The organism is Streptomyces sp. NPDC101219 (assembly GCF_044767675.1).
In the GTDB taxonomy this organism is placed as follows: domain Bacteria; phylum Actinomycetota; class Actinomycetes; order Streptomycetales; family Streptomycetaceae; genus Streptomyces.
In genome coordinates, this window is the sequence record NZ_JBIWOK010000012.1 from 147,393 (window position 1) to 164,262 (window position 16,870).

The window sequence follows — 16,870 nt, forward strand, 5'->3', positions numbered from 1 at the left end:
AGCCGAACCCCCCGGCACCGGGCGCAGGACGACGCGATCTCAGGGCGGACCCTTGGGCAGCCGGGTCGCGGCGGCCGGATCCGGCGACCGGCGACCCCCGGCAGGGCCCCGTCAGCCCCAGCGGCCGGTGCGGCCGAGCAGGAGGGCCGCCGCGGCCGTGCCGGCCGTCGACGTGCGCAGCACGCTCCGTCCGAGCCGGCACACCCGCGCGCCGGCCCCGGCGAACAGCTCCAACTCCTCGGGGGACACGCCGCCTTCGGGGCCGACGACCAGCACGATGTGACCGGCGGCGGGAAGCGGGGCGGTCGCCAGCGGCTCGGTGCCGCTCTCGTGCAGCACCGCCGCGAAGTCCGCGCCGGCGAGGAGTTCCGCGACCTGCCTGGTCGTGGCCGCGTCCGCGACCTCGGGGAAGCGCACCCGGCGGGACTGCTTGCCCGCCTCGCGCGCGGTGGCACGCCACTTGCCGAGGGACTTCAGCCCGCGCTCGCCCTTCCACTGAGTGATGCAGCGCGAGGCCGCCCACGGCACGATCGCGTCGACGCCGACCTCGGTCATCGTCTCGACGGCCAGCTCGCCCCGGTCGCCCTTCGGCAGTGCCTGGACGACGGTGAGGCGCGGCGACCCGGGCTCCTCGGTGACGACGTCGCCGAGCCGCACGAGCAGCCGGTCCTTGCCCTCGGTCCCGTCCACCTCGCCCTCGGCCCAGCGGCCCGCGCCGTCGGTGAGGACGACGCTCTCGCCGGCCCGCAGGCGCTTCACGGAGACGGCGTGCCGTCCCTCCGGCCCGTCCAGCACGTACCGGCCCGCCGGGTCGGTGCCGAAGCCGTCGACGACGAACACCGGCGCGGTCATCGGGCGCCCCCGTCCGACAACGCTGTCCGGGCGGCGGCGAGTTCGGCGGCCAGCACCTCCACCAGCTGCCCGGCGGGCAGGTCCCGCGCCAGCCGGTGGCCCTGGCCCGCCCACAGCGCCATGCCCTGCGGGTCACCGGCCTTGGCCGCCGCCTTGCGCAGGGGCGCGGTGAGGTGGTGGACGTCGGGGTAGGCGGCGGGCGCGTAGGGGCCGTGCTCCCGCAGGAAGCGGTTGACCAGGGCGCGCGCCGGGCGGCCGGAGAAGGCCCGGGTCAGCTCGGTGCGGGCGTAGAGGGGGTCGGTGAGGGCGTGCTTGTGCGCCTCGTGCGCCCCGGACTCGTGGGTGGCGACGAAGGCCGTGCCGAGCTGGGCGGCGTCGGCCCCGGCGGCGAGCACCGCGGCGATCTGGCTGCCGCGCATGATGCCCCCGGCGGCGACCACGGGGATCGAGACGGTCTCGCGGACCTGGGCGAGCAGGGACAGCAGTCCCAGGGCGGAGCCGTCGGCCTCGGGGGCGTCCCGGTGGGTGCCCTGGTGGCCGCCCGCCTCGGCGCCCTGGGCGATCACCGCGTCGGCGCCCGCCCGTTCCACCGCCAGGGCCTCCTCGGGGGTGGTGGCGGTGGCCAGCGTGTACGTGCCGGCCCGGCGGAGCGCTTCGAGGGCCTCGGGGGCCGGCACGCCGAAGTGGAACGACACCACCGGCACCGGGTTGTCGAGCAGCACCGCCAGCTTGGCGTCGTAGCCGTCGTCACGGCCGCTGTCGGGATCGCCGAGCTCGGTCTCGTACCAGGTCGCCTCGCCGGCCAGCTGGTGCGCGTAGACGCCGACGGCGGCGGGGTCGGGGGTCTCGGGCTGGGGCATGAACACGTTGACGCCGAAGGGGCGGCCGGTCAGTCCGCGCAGCTGCTTGATCTCCTGGTACATCCCGTCCGCGGTCTTGTACCCGGCGGCCAGGAACCCGAGCCCGCCCGCGTCGGACACGGCGGCGGCGAGGCGCGGCACGGCGACCCCTCCCGCCATCGGGGCCTGCACGATCGGGTGCGGGAGGAGATCGGTCAGCGCGGAGGACATGACGGCATGTTGTCACGTCCTCGGGACGAGTCCGAATGGGCCCTTCCCCCTGGCACATTCCATTCGGCGGGAGGTCGGGGGGAGGTCCGGCGGGAGGGCCGGAGAAGGCTCGGACCGGCCGGGGGGCGGCTCGCGGGAGCGGCCGGGGGCCGGGCCGGGACCGGTCACGGACCGGTCCCGGGGCGCCGGTCAGCGGCCGTTGAACGCGTCCTTCAGCCGCGAGAACAGCCCCTGCTGGCCGGGCTGGAACTGCCCCTGGGGCCGCTCCTCGCCGCGCAGCTTGGCCAGTTCCCGCAGCAGGCGCTCCTGCTCCGGGTCCAGCTTGGACGGGGTCTGCACCTCGACGTGCACGACGAGGTCGCCCCGGCCGCCGCCGCGCAGGTGCGTGACGCCCCGGCCGTGCAGCGGGATCGACTGGCCGGACTGGGTGCCGGGCCGGATGTCGACCTCCTCCATGCCGTCCAGCGTCTCCAGCGGCACCTTGGTGCCGAGGGCCGCCGCCGTCATGGGGATGGTCACCGTGCAGTGCAGGTCGTCGCCGCGCCGTTGGAACGTGCTGTGCGGCAGCTCGTGGATCTCGACGTACAGGTCGCCGGCGGGACCGCCGCCGGGGCCGACCTCGCCCTCACCGGCGAGCTGGATGCGGGTGCCGTTGTCGACACCGGCCGGGATCTTGACGGTGAGGGTGCGCCGGGAGCGGATGCGGCCGTCGCCGGCGCACTCCGGGCACGGCGTGGGCACGACGGTGCCGAAGCCCTGGCACTGCGGGCAGGGGCGCGAGGTCATGACCTGGCCCAGGAAGGACCGGGTGACCTGCGAGACCTCACCGCGGCCGCGGCACATGTCGCAGGTCTGCGCGGTGGTGCCGGGCGCGGCGCCCTCGCCGCTGCACGTGGTGCAGACGACGGCGGTGTCGACCTGGATGTCCTTGGTGGTCCCGAACGCGGCCTCGTCGAGCTCGACCTCGATGCGGATCATCGCGTCCTGGCCCCGGCGGGTGCGCGAGCGCGGTCCGCGCTGCGACGCCGTGCCGAAGAACGCGTCCATGATGTCGGAGAAGTTGCCGAAGCCGCCGGCCCCGAAGCCGCCCGCGCCACCGCCGGCGGCCTGCGCCAGGGGGTCGCCGCCGAGGTCGTAGACCTGCTTCTTCTGCGGGTCCGACAGCACCTCGTAGGCGGCGTTGATCTCCTTGAACCGCTCCTGGGTCTTCGGATCCGGGTTGACGTCCGGATGGAGCTCGCGGGCGAGCCGCCGGAAGGCCTTCTTGATCTCTTCCTGCGACGCGTCGCGGCGCACGCCGAGTACGGCGTAGTAGTCCGTGGCCACTACGACTCCGCCAGGATCTGTCCGACGTACCGTGCCACTGCGCGTACCGCTCCCATCGTTCCCGGGTAGTCCATGCGGGTCGGTCCGACCACACCCAGTTTGGCGACTGCTTCGCCGCCCGAACCGTAGCCGACCGACACGACGGACGTGGAGTTGAGTCCTTCGTGGGCGTTCTCATGACCGATACGGACGGTCACGCCCGGATCCTTCGCCTCGCCGAGCAGCTTGAGGAGCACCACTTGCTCCTCGAGTGCCTCCAGGACGGGCCGGATCACCAGGGGGAAGTCGTGCCCGAAGCGGGTGAGGTTGGCGGTGCCGCCGATCATCAGCCGCTCCTCGTTCTCCTCGACGAGCGTCTCCAGGAGGGTGGAGAGCACGGTCGACACCGCACCCCGGTCCTCCGGTTCGAACGCTTCCGCGAGGTCCTCGACCAGGCTCGGCACATCCGTGAACCGGCGGCCCGCGACCCGGCTGTTGAGCCGCGCCCGCAGGTCCGCCAGGGCGGCCTCACCGAAGGGTGCCGGGCAGTCCACCATGCGCTGCTCGACCCGGCCGGTGTCCGTGATCAGCACGAGCATCAGGCGGGCGGGGGCGAGCGAGAGCAGTTCCACGTGCCGCACCGTCGAGCGGGTCAGCGACGGGTACTGCACGACGGCGACCTGCCGGGTCAGCTGCGCGAGCAGCCGCACCGTGCGCGCCACCACGTCGTCCAGGTCGACCGCGCCCTCCAGGAAGTTCTGGATGGCGCGCCGCTCGGGCGGGCTCATCGGCTTGACCCCGGCGAGCTTGTCGACGAACAGGCGGTAGCCCTTGTCGGTGGGGATGCGCCCGGCGCTGGTGTGCGGCTGGGCGATGTAGCCCTCGTCCTCCAGGGCCGCCATGTCGTTGCGCACGGTGGCCGGGGAGACGCCGAGGTTGTGCCGCTCGGTGAGCGCCTTGGAGCCCACCGGCTCCTCGGTGCCCACGTAGTCCTGAACGATGGCGCGCAGCACCTGGAGCCTGCGTTCGCTGAGCATCGCGCACACCTCCAGAGCCTTCCGCGCCGCTGATCCTGGTCCTGGCACTCTTCGCATCCGAGTGCCAGACTTCCCCGGCCCAGTGTACGGCCGGGGAGTACGCCCCGGGCAAGGCCCGGCCCGACGGGTTCGCGCAGGTGGGCGTTCTGCCCGCTAGCGTCGCGGTATGACCTTCGATCGGGACGTGCCGGGATGGGAGCGAGTGGCCGCGGGGGTGCTCCGGTGCCGCCTCCCGGTGTGGGACTGCACGGTGGGACTCGTCACCGGTACCGGCGGGGCGCTGCTGGTCGACGCCGGTTCGAGTCTGCGTGAGGGCGCGCGGGTGCGTGCCGAGGCGCAGGCGCTCGCCGGGCGGCGTGTGACGCATCTCGCGCTGACCCACCCCCACTTCGACCACGTCCTCGGGGCGGCGGTGTTCGCGGGCGCGGAGGTGTTCGCGGCGGTCGGCCCGGCGGCGGCGTGGTCGGCGCAGGGGCTGCACGCGGACGCGGTGCGGCACGGGCTGGACGAACGGGAGGCGGCCGGGGCTGCGGACACGCTGGTCCGGCCGGGGCACGAGGTGTCCGGCGAGGTGGTCCTGGACCTCGGCGGCGGCCGGGAGGCGGTGCTGGTGAACGCGGGTCCCGGGCACACCGCGCAGGACCTCGCCGTCCTGGTCCCGGGCGACCCGCCCGTGGTCTTCTGCGGCGACCTGGTGGAGGAGTCCGGCGCCCCGCAGGCCGGCCCGGACGCGGTGCCGTCCCGCTGGCCGGCCGCCCTGGACCGGCTGCTGGCCCTCGGCGGTGCGGACGCGCGGTACGTGCCCGGCCACGGCGCGGTGGTCGACGCGGCCTTCGTGCGCGCCCAACGCGACGCCCTGGCGGGCCGGTTCGGCGTGTCGCACCGGCCGTGACGGGGGGCCGCCCCGTATCGTCGGCAGGATGCGCCAGTACTCCGCCGACCTGACCCCTCCGTGGAAGAAGCCCCGCCCGGTGCCCGAGGTGCCGGCCGAGCCCGGCCTGGTGGTGGAGGAGCCCGGCACCGGCTTCTGCGGCGCGGTGATCCGCTGCGAGGCCGGCACGGTGACCCTGGAGGACCGTTTCGGCAAGCACCGGGTGTTCCCGCTGGAGCCCGCCGGCTTCCTCCTGGAGGGCCGCACGGTGACGCTGGTGCGGGCCGCCGCCGGGCCGCGCCGCCCGAGCCGTACGGCGTCCGGCTCCGTCGCCCTGCCCGGCGCCCGCGCGCGCGTCGCCCGGGCCGGCCGCATCTACGTCGAGGGGCGGCACGATGCCGAACTGGTCGAGAAGGTGTGGGGCGACGACCTGCGCATCGAGGGCGTCGTCGTGGAGTACCTGGAGGGCGTGGACGACCTGCCGTCGGTCGTCGAGGACTTCTCCCCCGGCCCGGACGCGCGCCTGGGCGTCCTGGTCGACCACCTCGTGCCGGGCTCCAAGGAGTGGCGCATCGCCGAGGCCGTGACCAGTGAGCACGCGCTGGTGGTGGGCCACCCGTTCATCGACGTCTGGGAGGCGGTGAAGCCGTCGTCGGTCGGCATTCCCGGCTGGCCCCGGGTGCCGCGCGGACAGGACTGGAAGACGGGGGTGTGCCGGGCGCTGGGCTGGCCGGAGAACACCGGGGCGGCCTGGCAGCACATCCTGGGCCGGGTCCGCTCCTACAAGGACCTGGAGCCGGAGCTGCTGGGCCGGGTCGAACAGCTGATCGACTTCGTCACGGCAACGGCCACCGGTGAGGCCTGACACCCGGCAGAGTCCCGAATCCACTGGTATCGAGGACGACGCCCACGGCGTCCAGCGTCAGCGGGTCGCCGAACTTCGTCTTCTCCTGCCGCTTGTAGTCGGCCTGCTCCCCCGTGCCGTCAGGGTCGGTCAGCAGGACGCACTGCGCCATGACCGGATCGACGATGAGATAGACGGGCACACCGCCTGCGGCGTAGATCGATCGCTTGACGCCGTAGTCACGGTCCACGCTCGTCTTCGAGACGACCTCCAGGACCATCGTGATGATCCCTGAGGGCAGCAGGCGCCCTGACGCGGGAAGAAGGTCGGGCTGCAGGACGACCAGGTCGGGAACGGGCTCGCTCGCCTCGTCGAGAATGTCCACGTCCTGCGTCTGGACACGCGCCCAGTGCGTGCGCGGGATCTGGTCCTGCACCTCCGCGACGATGAGGTTGTGCACCAGATCAGGACTGGCCATCATCACGATTTCCCCCCGGAGAAGCTCGACCCTGACCCCCTCGGGAGGCTCGAACTCCTCGAAAAACCTGGTCATCCCACGCTCGTCCACAGCGGTCATCTCCGTGGCCCTCCACATCCGCCGCGTCTTTTCGGCGGCAGCCTACGGACCAGGTTAGGGACCGGACCCGCGTCCCGCAGTGATTCAGCCCGCCGAGTGATCAGTCCACCAGGTCCCGCACCACCGCGTCCGCCAGCAGCCGCCCCCGCAGCGTGAGGGCCGCCCGGCCCTCCTCGTACGCGGCCGGGCGGAGCAGCCCGTCCCCGAGCGCCCGCTCGGCGGCCGCAAGGCCGTCCGGCCGCAGGAGGGACAGCGGGACGCCCTCCTCCAGCCGGAGTTCCAGCAGGATCCGCTCCACCCGCCGGTCCTCGTCCGACAGCAGCTCCCGGCCCGCGCCCGGCGAGCGGCCCTGCGCGAGGGCCGCCGCGTACGCGCCGGGGTGCTTGACGTTCCACCAGCGCACCCCGCCCACGTGGGAGTGTGCGCCGGGGCCCGCGCCCCACCAGTCGGCGCCGCGCCAGTACAGCTCGTTGTGCAGGCAGCGCCCGGCGTCCGAGGTCGCCCAGTTCGACACCTCGTACCAGGAGAAGCCCGCCGCCGACAGGGCCTCCTCGGCGATCAGATAGCGGTCCGCGTGGACGTCGTCGTCGGTCATCGGGACCTCGCCGCGCCGGATGCGGCGGGCGAGCTGCGTGCCCTCCTCGACGATGAGCGCGTACGCCGAGACGTGGTCGGGGCCGGCGCCGACGGCCGCGTCCAGGGAGGCCCGCCAGTCGTCGTCGGACTCGCCGGGGGTGCCGTAGATCAGGTCGAGGTTGACGTGGTCGAAGCCGGCGGCGCGGGCCTCGGCGACGCACGCCTCGGGACGGCCGGGGGTGTGGGTGCGGTCCAGGACCTTCAGCACGTGCTGCCGGGCGCTCTGCATGCCGAAGGAGATCCGGTTGAAGCCGCCCTCGCGGAGGGCCGCCAGGTAGGCCGGGCCGACGGACTCGGGGTTGGCCTCCGTGGTCACCTCGGCATCGGCGGCCAGCCCGAACTCGTCCCGGATCGCGCTCAGCATCCGCACCAGGTCGCCCGCCGCGAGGAGGGTGGGGGTTCCGCCGCCGACGAACACGGTGCGGACCTCGCGCGGGTCGTCGCCCAGGACCTTCCGCGCCAGCCGGACCTCGTCGACGAGGGTCTCGGCGTAGTTGTCGCGGGAGGCCAGCACACCGCCGGTGCCGCGCAGCTCGGTGGCGGTGTAGGTGTTGAAGTCGCAGTAGCCGCAGCGGGTCGCGCAGTACGGGACGTGCAGGTAGAAGCCGAGGGGCCGGCCGGCCGCCCCGGAGAGCGCGGAGGCGGGCAGGGCACCGTCGGCGGGGACGGGCTCGCCGTCGGGGAGTGCGGAGGGCATGTGCTCCATTGTCCCGCACCCGCGGGGTCACTCGGCCTGGAGCACCATCAGGGCGAGATCGTCCGCGGGCGGATCGTCCCCGAAGTCGTGCACGAGGCGGGTGAGGCGCTCCACCGTCGTCCCGGCGTCCAGGCCGGCGCAGCTCGCCAGCGCGAGGGCGAGCCCGTCCCCGTCGTCCAGCTGCCGCGAGCCGGAGCGCCGCTCGGTGACCCCGTCGGTGACGCACAGCAGGGTGTCGCCGGAGCGCAGCTCGAAGGAGTCGCTGTCGTACGTGGCGTCCTCGACGACCCCGAGCAGGGTCTGCGGCCGGGCCACGGTGCGGACGGTGCCGTCGGGGCCGAGGAGCAGCGGCAGGGGGTGCCCGGCGGAGGCGACGGTGCAGCGCACGCCGCCGTCGAAGGGGACCAGCTCGCCGTAGAGCAGGGACAGGAAGCGGGTCTGGGGTCCGTCGCCGGGCGCGGTGGGGCGGGCCCCGGCGGCGACGAGGGCGCGGGCGGCGGCGTCGGCGGCCTCGGTGGCGTCGTCGAGGAGCAGCTGGTTGAGGCGGTCGAGGACGTCGGCGACCCGGTAGCCCTCGCGGGCCAGCAGCCGCAGCCAGGGCCGGACCAGGCCGATGACGACGGCCGCCTCCGGGCCCTTGCCCTGGACGTCGCCGACCGCGAAGCACCACCGGCCGCGGCCGGCCGGGAACAGGTCGTAGAAGTCGCCGCTGGGCCCGCCCTTGTCGCAGGGTTCGTGGACGAGCGCGCTGCGCAGGCCCGGGATCTCGGCGACGGCGCCGGGCAGCAGCCCGCGCTGGAGCACCGAGCTGATGGTGGCCTGCCGGGCGTACTGGCGGGCGGCTCCGATGGCGAGCGCCACGCGCCGGCCGAGGTCCTCCACGAGCCCGGTGATCTCGTCGGGGAAGCGGTCGATGCCGGCCCGGCCGATGACCAGGGTGCCCAGGGGCCGTCCCCCGGCGAGCAGCGGGTAGGCGAGGGCGGTGCCCCGCACGCCGGTGCCGGGAGGCGCGCCGGTGCCGGAAGGCAGACCGGTGCCGGAAGGCAGACCGGTGCCGGGAGGCGCGCCGTCGGCGGTGTCGAGGGCCTTCGCGGGCCAGCGGTAGGGGGCGGGCCCGGGGCGTAACGGGTCGCAGGGGGGCGGCGGATCCTGCTCCAGGGCGCGGCGCAGTTCCTCGATGAGATGCTCGCCGGCGTGCCAGACGCGGGCCGGACCGCTGCTGTGGGCACCCCGGCGGCTGCGGCTCCGGCCGCCGTGCGGGGTGGCCTCGTCCTCCAGCCACACCGCGCACCAGTCGGCCAGCCGCGGCACGATCAGCTGCCCGGTGAGGGCGGTGACCAGGTCCTCGTCCAGCTGCCCGGCGAGCAGGTCGGACGCCTCGGCCAGGAAGGACAGCGCGGCGCGTCCCAGCCAGGCGCCGTCGTGGCTCTCCCGGCGGGCCGGCCAGTCGTCGAGGGGGGCGGCGGGGACGGGGCGGGGGTGCGGGGGCGGCTCGTCCGTGGCGTCGCGCGGGGTGGTGGGGGCGGCACTCCACGGGCCCGCGTCGGCCGGGAGGGTCCCAGGGTCCCCCGGGCCGGTCTCCGAGGGCTCGGACCGCTCCGACGGTCCCGTCGCCATGGGCGTGGCCGTGGGCGTGGCCGTGGGCGTGGCCGTGGGCGTGGGCGTGCCGGTCGCGAGCATCCGCGCCAGGCTCAGGTCGTGCGCCGGAGCGGCCTCGGCCGCGTACGCCTCGATGCCGTCCGCCTCCGGGCGGCCCCCGGGCGGCAGCCGGGCCCACACCGTCTTCTCGCCGGGCCGGTACGTCACCCCCCAGGCTTCGCAGAGCGCGGCGACAAGGCGCAGGCCGCGCCCGTGTTCGAGCGTGAGGTGCGGGCCCGGCTCCGGCTCGTCACCGCGCGGGGCGCGCGAGGGGTGCCGGTCGCGGACCTCGACGACGAGCGCGCCGGTGCCCTCCTCCAGGCGGCAGGTGAGCCGTATGTCCGTCCCGGCGTGGACGACGGCGTTGGTGACGAGTTCGCTGGCGATCAGTTCGGCGTCGTCACCGGTGCGGCCGGTGAGGTGCTCGGTGCCGGGCAGCGCGAGTCCGGTCCATTCGGCGAGGGCCGCCCGGACCACGGCGCGGGCGGAGCCGGGCGCGAGGGGGCTCCCGGTCAGGGTCGCGTCCGCCCGCGCGCACTCCGGCGCCCCATGGGCACGCGAGGTGGTCTCCCGTTGGGTCGGAATGGCCCCCATGGGCAGCTCCCCGGGCAGTTCGTACGAATACACGCCGATCGATGCCGACAGGGTGACAGACCGACCCGGCCCATGAGCAAGGAGTTACCGAAGTGGGCCGCCAGGAGAGGGAACAGTGCTCGCGGGGTGCTCAGGAACGGACAGAAAGGTGTTCGCTTCCGATCAGGGTGGGAAACGACGGGCGGGGTCCCGGACCGCACCGGCCCGGGACCCCGCCTCGCCTCGTTCGTCGTCGCGTGCGCCACGAGGCATCGCGTGCGCCACGAGGCATCGCGTGCGCCACGAGGCATCGCGTGCGCCACGAGGCATCGCGTGCGCCACGACGCGGAGGTCACGCCTCGCGCGTGCCCTCGTACATCTCCTCGATGAGGTGCTTGTACTCGCGCTCCACCACGGGCCGCTTCAGCTTCAGGCTCGGGGTGATCTCGCCGTGCTCGACGTCGAGGTCGCGCGGCAGGAGACGGAACTTCTTGATGGTCTGCCAGCGCTGCAGGCCCTCGTTGAGCTGCTTGACGTAGCCGTCGACCATCTCGACCGTGGCCGGGGCGGCGACGATGTCCGCGTAGGACTTGCCCTCCATGCCGTTGTCCGCCGCCCAGGCGGTGAGGGCGGCCTCGTCGAGGGCGATGAGGGCGGTGCAGTAGTTCCGGTCGGCACCGTGCACCAGGATGTTGGAGACGTAGGGGCAGACCGCCTTGAACTGGCCCTCGACCTCGGCGGGCGCGATGTACTTGCCGCTGGAGGTCTTGATCAGGTCCTTCTTGCGGTCGGTGATGCGCAGGTAGCCGTCGGGCGACAGCTCACCGATGTCACCGGTGTGGAACCAGCCGTCCTCCTCCAGCACCTCGGAGGTCTTCTCGGGCAGGTTGTGGTAGCCCTCCATGATGCCGGGGCCGCGCAGCAGGATCTCGCCGTCGTCGGCGATGCGCACCTCGGTGCCGGGCAGCGGCTTGCCGACCGTGCCGGTGCGGTAGGCCTCGCCCGGGTTGACGAAGGAGGCCGCGGAGGACTCGGTGAGCCCGTAGCCCTCCAGGATGTGCACTCCGGCGCCGGCGAAGAAGAAGCCGATGTCCGGGGCGAGGGCGGCGGAGCCGGAGATGCAGGCGCGCAGGTTGCCGCCGAAGGCGTCGCGGATCTTGGCGTACACCAGCTTGTCGGCGATGCCGTGCTTCGTGCGCAGGCCGAGGGGCGCGCTCGCGGTGCCGGTGCGGCGGAAGTTGTCCTGGGTGACCTTGGCGTACTCGCGGGCGACCTCGGCGGCCCACTGGAAGATCTTGTACTTGGCGCCGCCGCCGGCCTTCGCCTTGGCGGCCACGCCGTTGTAGACCTTCTCGAAGATGCGCGGCACGGCCGCCATGTAGGTCGGCTGGACCACCGGCAGGTTCTCGATGATCTTGTCTACGCGGCCGTCGACGGCGGTGACGTGGCCGACCGCGATCTGGCCGGAGATGAGCACCTTGCCGAAGACGTGGGCCAGCGGCAGCCAGAGGTACTGCACGTCGTCGCCGTGGACCATGCCGGTCGCGGGGATCGCGCGGGCCATGTAGGCCCAGTTGTCGTGCGGCAGGCGGACACCCTTGGGGCGGCCGGTGGTGCCGGAGGTGTAGATGAGGGTGGCGAGCTGGTCCTTGGTGATCGCGGCGACGCGTTCCTTGATCAGCTCCGGTTCCTTCTCGAGCCGGGCCGCGCCGCGGCGCTCCAGCTCGGCCAGGGTGATCACGAAGTCGTCGGTCTCGACGCCCTCGGCGTCGACGACCACGACCCGGGTCAGGTCGGGCAGCTCGCCACGCTTGGCGACCGCCTTCGCGGCCTGCTCCGCGTTCTCCGCGACGAGCACCCGGCTCTGCGAGTCGGACAGGATGTAGGCGGACTCGTCGGCGTTGGTCTGCGGGTAGACCGTGGTGGTCGCGGCGCCCGCGCACAGGATGCCGAGGTCGGCGAGAATCCATTCGACCCGGGTCGAGGAGGCCAGGGCGACCCGCTCCTCCGGGTTCACCCCCAGCTCGACCAGGCCCGCGGCGATCGCGGTGACCCGGTCCGCCGTCTGCGCCCAGGTCAGCGACTTCCAGTCGTCGGGGCCCGTGCCGGAGGCGGCCGGGACGGGGTAGCGGTACGCCTCCGCCTCCGGTGTGGACGCCACACGCTCCAGGAAGAGGGCCGCCACGCTCGGCGGACGGTTCTCGATCAAAGTCTGTGTGTCGCTCAAGACATCCTCCGGGGCCCGCTACGGTGCGGCTGGCTCAGTGCGGCTGGGTTCACTCGCACGCCGTTGTTTAACTCGCGAGTAACTATCGAGCACGGACAGAGTAAAGGCCGACCGCCGCCCGCGTAAGGGGCTGCGACCCGACACTTTTCACGGAGAGCTACCCATTCGACGTGCGGGGCCCGCCGCACTGGCGTGCGACGGGCCCGCTTTCCGCCCGATATGCGTAGTAACCCGCAGTAACCCCGGACCGGGCGCCGGGCTACTTCTTGCCCTTGCCCGAGCCTCCGCCGTCGTCACTGGAGAGCACGGCGATGAACGCCTCCTGCGGGACCTCCACGGAACCCACCATCTTCATGCGCTTCTTGCCCTCCTTCTGCTTCTCCAGCAGCTTGCGCTTACGGCTGATGTCACCGCCGTAGCACTTGGCGAGCACGTCCTTGCGGATGGCGCGGATGGTCTCGCGGGCGATCACGCGCGAGCCGATGGCGGCCTGCACGGGCACCTCGAACGCCTGCCGCGGGATCAGCTCCTTCAGCTTGGCGACGAGCCGCACGCCGTACGCGTACGCCTGGTCCTTGTGGGTGATCGCGGAGAACGCGTCCACCTTGTCGCCGTGCAGCAGGATGTCGACCTTCACCAGGGTGGAGCTCTGCTCACCGGTGGGCTCGTAGTCCAGGGAGGCGTAGCCGCGGGTCTTCGACTTCAGCTGGTCGAAGAAGTCGAAGACGATCTCCGCGAGCGGCAGGGTGTAGCGGATCTCCACCCGGTCCTCGGAGAGGTAGTCCATGCCGAGCAGGACACCGCGCCGGTTCTGGCACAGCTCCATGATCCCGCCGATGAACTCGCTGGGCGCGAGGATCGTGGCGCGCACGACCGGCTCGTACACCTCGTCGATCTTGCCCTCGGGGAACTCGCTCGGGTTGGTGACGGTGTGCTCGGTGCCGTCCTCCATGAGGACCCGGTAGACCACGTTGGGCGCGGTGGCGATCAGGTCGAGCCCGAACTCGCGCTCCAGCCGCTCGCGGATCACGTCCAGGTGCAGCAGGCCGAGGAAACCGACACGGAAACCGAAGCCGAGGGCGGCGGAGGTCTCCGGCTCGTAGACCAGGGCCGCGTCGTTGAGCTGGAGCTTGTCCAGGGCCTCGCGCAGCAGGGGGTAGTCGGAGCCGTCCAGCGGATACAGACCCGAGAACACCATGGGCTTGGGGTCCTTGTAGCCGCCGAGCGCCTCCTCGGCCCCCTTGTGCTGGGTGGTGACGGTGTCACCGACCTTCGACTGGCGGACGTCCTTCACACCCGTGATGAGGTAGCCCACCTCGCCGACCCCGAGGCCGTCGGAGGCGAGCATCTCGGGCGAGTTGGTACCGATCTCCAGCAGCTCGTGCGTGGCGCCGGTCGACATCATCCGGATCCGCTCGCGCTTGTTGAGCTGGCCGTCCATGACACGCACGTACGTGACGACACCGCGGTAGGAGTCGTAGACCGAGTCGAAGATCATCGCGCGGGCGGGGGCGTCCTTGACGCCGACCGGGGCGGGCACCTCGGCGACGACCTTGTCCAGCAGCGTCTCGACACCCAGCCCGGTCTTCGCGGAGACCCGCAGGACGTCGTCGGGGTCGCAGCCGACCAGGTTGGCCAGCTCCTCGGCGAACTTCTCGGGCTGCGCGGCCGGCAGGTCGATCTTGTTGAGCACCGGGATGATGGTGAGGTCGTTCTCCATCGCCAGGTACAGGTTGGCGAGGGTCTGCGCCTCGATGCCCTGCGCGGCGTCCACCAGGAGGATGGTGCCCTCGCAGGCGGCGAGCGAGCGCGACACCTCGTACGTGAAGTCGACGTGCCCGGGGGTGTCGATCATGTTGAGGATGTGCGTGGCGCTCTTGTCGTGGGTCGGCGCCCACGGCAGCCGCACCGCCTGGGACTTGATCGTGATGCCGCGCTCGCGCTCGATGTCCATGCGGTCGAGGTACTGGGCGCGCATCTGCCGCTGCTCGACCACACCGGTCAGCTGGAGCATCCGGTCGGCGAGTGTCGACTTGCCGTGGTCGATGTGCGCGATGATGCAGAAGTTGCGGATCAGAGCCGGGTCGGTACGGCTCGGCTCGGGCACATGGCTAGGGATCGCGGGCACGCAGGGTCCTGATTCTTGAGGCGTCCGCATACGTGTGCTTGTGCGTCTGCGGTCTCGGGTCGGATCGTTACGTAGCTTCCATGGTCCCACGGGTGGCGACCCGGAACGGGTTTGGGCCACCGAAAGGGCCACTGCTAGTGTGGGGGGCTGTGTCTCATGCCCTCTCAGCGCGAGGCACGTCTGAAAAAATCACCCGGCACGGATTCGTGCGGCGCCGCATGTCCGCGGCACCGGACGGCACCGTGCCAGAACTGTAGAGGCTCATTCGTGGCGAACATCAAGTCCCAGATCAAGCGGAACAAGACCAACGAGAAGGCGCGGCTGCGCAACAAGGCCGTCAAGTCGTCTCTGAAGACCGCGATCCGCAAGGCCCGCGAGGCCGCTGCCGCGGGTGACGTCGAGAAGGCCACCGAGTACCAGCGCGTCGCCGCGCGTCAGCTCGACAAGGCCGTCTCCAAGGGCGTCATCCACAAGAACCAGGCCGCCAACAAGAAGTCGGCGCTGGCGCAGAAGGTCGCGTCCGTCAAGGGCTGAACCACTCTTTGATCTGATCGCCGGAAGGACCCCGGGCGGGCCCTCTCTCATCCGCCCCCGACCGGCACCCCGAGCCCGTACGCGGCCTGCGTTCGCCACGCGGGTACGGGCTCAACGGCTTCACCGGAGGACCCCGTCCGCCCCCTTCCCCGGGGGACCGGGCGGGGTCCTTCGGCTCGGCGGTGTCCTTCGGCTCGGCGGGGTCCTCCGGCTCGGCGGGTCCTCGGGCTTGGCGGTGTCCTCCGGCTTGGCGGGGTCGGCTGCGCTCCCAGGGATCATGGGGCGGGGGCGGCGACCGGCTCTACGACCAGAACTCGTTGGCCGTGTCGATGTCCTCCACGCACTCGTCGAGGTCGGTGATCTTGTCGCCGACGATGCGGAAAACGATGCAACCGGCCTCGTCGATCCTGCGGCCCTGCCGCTCGGCCCGGAAGCGGTGGACGGCCACCGCGTGGCCCCGGCCGTCGACGAGGATGTGCTCCATCCCGACGTCGAGCGTCCCGCCGGTCTCCTCGGCGAGCCGCCCGTACATCTCGATGATCGCGTCCTGGCCCTTGAAGTCGCCCGACAGGGCGTGGCTGCCGGGTACGTGGTGTGTGCAGTCCGCCGCCATCAAGGTGCGCAGGGTGTCCATGTCACCCCGGGTGAAAGCCTCGTAGCCCTTGCGGACGAGCTGTGCGTGCGGGTGTTCAGCCATGACGATCGCCACCTCTCCGGTTTGCCTGGGCGAGTGACGGCTGATGCACCCGATTCTCCTCCTCACCGCGCCCGGGGCGACTCGATCACGGTGCGCCGCGGGCCGGGCTCCGCCGGGAGAGCCAGGAAGGGGTCCGCCGCGAGAGCCCGGGGGAAGCCGGGGGGAGCCCGGGCGGTCCTCCGCGTCAGGCCCGGCCGCGGGACCGGGCCGCGCGGGCGATGGTGACGACCGCCTTCTCCAGCGCGTACTCCGGGTCGTCCCCGGCGCCCTTGACCCCGGCGTCCGCCTCGGCCACCGCGCGCAGCGCCACCGCCACGCCGTCCGGCGTCCAGCCCCGCGCCTGCTGCCGCACCCGGTCGATCTTCCACGGCGGCATGCCCAGCTCCCGGGCCAGGTCGGCCGGCCGGCCGCCGCGCGCCGCCGACAGCTTGCCGATGGCCCGCACGCCCTGCGCGAGCGCGCTGGTGATCAGCACCGGGGCCACGCCCGTCGACAACGACCAGCGCAGCGCCTCCAGCGCGTCCGCCACCCGTCCCTCGACAGCGCGGTCGGCGACGGTGAAGCTGGACGCCTCCGCCCGGCCCGTGTAGTACCGGCCGACCACTTCCTCGTCGATGGTGCCCTCGACGTCGGCGGCCAGCTGGGACACCGCCGACGCGAGCTCCCGCAGGTCGCTGCCGATGGCGTCGACCAGGGTCTGGCATGCCTCCGGGGTGGCGGACCGCCCGGCGGTGCGGAACTCGCCCCGCACGAACGCCAGCCGGTCGGCCGGCTTGGTCATCTTCGGGCACGCCACCTCCCGCGCCCCCGCCTTGCGCGCCGCGTCCAGCAGGCCCTTGCCCTTGGCACCGCCCGCGTGCAGCAGGACCAGCGTGATCTCCTCGGCGGGTGCCCCGAGGTACGCCTTCACGTCCTTGACGGTGTCCGCCGACAGATCCTGCGCGTTGCGCACGACCACGACCTTGCGCTCGGCGAACAGCGACGGGCTGGTCAGCTCGGCGAGCGTGCCCGGCTGGAGCTGGTCGGAGCTGAGGTCCCGCACGTCCGTGTCGGCGTCGGCGGCCTTCGCGGCGGCCACCACCTCCCGCACGGCGCGGTCCAGCAGCAGGTCCTCCTGGCCCACGGCAAGCGTCACCGGGGCGAGGGGGTCGTCGGATGCGTTCTTCCTGGCCATCGCGACCAGC

The 16,870-nt window shown here is 72.9% G+C and carries 14 protein-coding genes; 3 read left to right on the forward strand and 11 right to left on the reverse strand.

Annotated elements, in window-relative coordinates; genetic code table 11:
• Window positions 1-111 precede the first annotated feature (111 nt).
• From ACIRPP_RS23705 to hrcA, 4 genes are all read right to left on the reverse strand, one after another.
• Window positions 112-852, reverse strand: a complete 741-nt coding sequence (locus ACIRPP_RS23705; RefSeq protein ID WP_403646251.1) for a 16S rRNA (uracil(1498)-N(3))-methyltransferase — start codon at window positions 850-852, stop codon at window positions 112-114.
• Window positions 849-1,922 carry a nitronate monooxygenase gene (locus tag ACIRPP_RS23710; protein WP_403646254.1) on the reverse strand — a complete coding sequence of 358 codons (1,074 nt, stop codon included), beginning with the start codon at window positions 1,920-1,922 and terminating at the stop codon, window positions 849-851. The genes ACIRPP_RS23705 and ACIRPP_RS23710 overlap by 4 nt, the downstream gene beginning before the upstream one ends.
• A gap of 189 nt (window positions 1,923-2,111) precedes the next feature.
• Complete coding sequence (gene dnaJ, locus ACIRPP_RS23715; protein ID WP_164334967.1) at window positions 2,112-3,248, reverse strand: molecular chaperone DnaJ; 1,137 nt, start codon at window positions 3,246-3,248, stop codon at window positions 2,112-2,114.
• Window positions 3,248-4,264: a heat-inducible transcriptional repressor HrcA gene (gene hrcA, locus ACIRPP_RS23720; RefSeq protein WP_164347040.1), complete on the reverse strand. Its 1,017-nt coding sequence runs from the start codon at window positions 4,262-4,264 to the stop codon at window positions 3,248-3,250. Before hrcA ends, dnaJ begins: the two co-directional genes overlap by 1 nt.
• A 166-nt stretch (window positions 4,265-4,430) precedes the next feature.
• Between hrcA and ACIRPP_RS23725 the strand changes: the two genes are divergently transcribed.
• Both ACIRPP_RS23725 and ACIRPP_RS23730 read left to right on the forward strand, forming a co-directional pair.
• Complete coding sequence (locus ACIRPP_RS23725) at window positions 4,431-5,156, forward strand: MBL fold metallo-hydrolase (protein WP_403646259.1); 726 nt, start codon at window positions 4,431-4,433, stop codon at window positions 5,154-5,156.
• Window positions 5,157-5,184: 28 nt separating this feature from the next.
• Entirely contained in the window at window positions 5,185-6,000 is an 816-nt protein-coding gene (locus ACIRPP_RS23730) for a DUF3097 domain-containing protein (RefSeq protein ID WP_403646262.1), read from the forward strand.
• On the opposite strand, the gene ACIRPP_RS23735 is transcribed toward ACIRPP_RS23730, so the two are convergent.
• From ACIRPP_RS23735 to lepA, 5 genes are all read right to left on the reverse strand, one after another.
• Window positions 5,972-6,556 (reverse strand): Uma2 family endonuclease, encoded by a 585-nt coding sequence (locus ACIRPP_RS23735; protein WP_403646265.1) that lies wholly within the window; start codon window positions 6,554-6,556, stop codon window positions 5,972-5,974. The genes ACIRPP_RS23730 and ACIRPP_RS23735 overlap by 29 nt on opposite strands.
• A gap of 100 nt (window positions 6,557-6,656) precedes the next feature.
• Window positions 6,657-7,889: a radical SAM family heme chaperone HemW gene (gene hemW, locus ACIRPP_RS23740; RefSeq protein WP_403646268.1), complete on the reverse strand. Its 1,233-nt coding sequence runs from the start codon at window positions 7,887-7,889 to the stop codon at window positions 6,657-6,659.
• A 27-nt stretch (window positions 7,890-7,916) separates the two neighbouring features.
• The gene (locus ACIRPP_RS23745) at window positions 7,917-10,121 is read right to left on the reverse strand and encodes a SpoIIE family protein phosphatase (protein WP_403646270.1); all 2,205 of its coding nucleotides are present in this window, start codon (window positions 10,119-10,121) and stop codon (window positions 7,917-7,919) included.
• Window positions 10,122-10,452: 331 nt separating this feature from the next.
• Entirely contained in the window at window positions 10,453-12,327 is a 1,875-nt protein-coding gene (locus ACIRPP_RS23750; protein WP_403646272.1) for an AMP-dependent synthetase/ligase, read from the reverse strand.
• A 259-nt stretch (window positions 12,328-12,586) separates the two neighbouring features.
• The gene (gene lepA / locus ACIRPP_RS23755; protein ID WP_403646275.1) at window positions 12,587-14,455 is read right to left on the reverse strand and encodes a translation elongation factor 4; all 1,869 of its coding nucleotides are present in this window, start codon (window positions 14,453-14,455) and stop codon (window positions 12,587-12,589) included.
• Window positions 14,456-14,722: 267 nt separating this feature from the next.
• On the opposite strand from lepA, the gene rpsT reads away from it, so the two are divergent.
• Complete coding sequence (gene rpsT, locus ACIRPP_RS23760; RefSeq protein WP_164334931.1) at window positions 14,723-14,989, forward strand: 30S ribosomal protein S20; 267 nt, start codon at window positions 14,723-14,725, stop codon at window positions 14,987-14,989.
• Between the two features lie 301 nt (window positions 14,990-15,290).
• Here the strand turns inward: rpsT and ACIRPP_RS23765 are convergent, their stop codons facing one another.
• Entirely contained in the window at window positions 15,291-15,686 is a 396-nt protein-coding gene (locus tag ACIRPP_RS23765) for a nuclear transport factor 2 family protein (protein WP_403646279.1), read from the reverse strand.
• Between the two features lie 184 nt (window positions 15,687-15,870).
• Window positions 15,871-16,860: a DNA polymerase III subunit delta gene (holA, locus tag ACIRPP_RS23770; RefSeq protein ID WP_403646282.1), complete on the reverse strand. Its 990-nt coding sequence runs from the start codon at window positions 16,858-16,860 to the stop codon at window positions 15,871-15,873.
• Window positions 16,861-16,870: the final 10 nt, after the last annotated feature.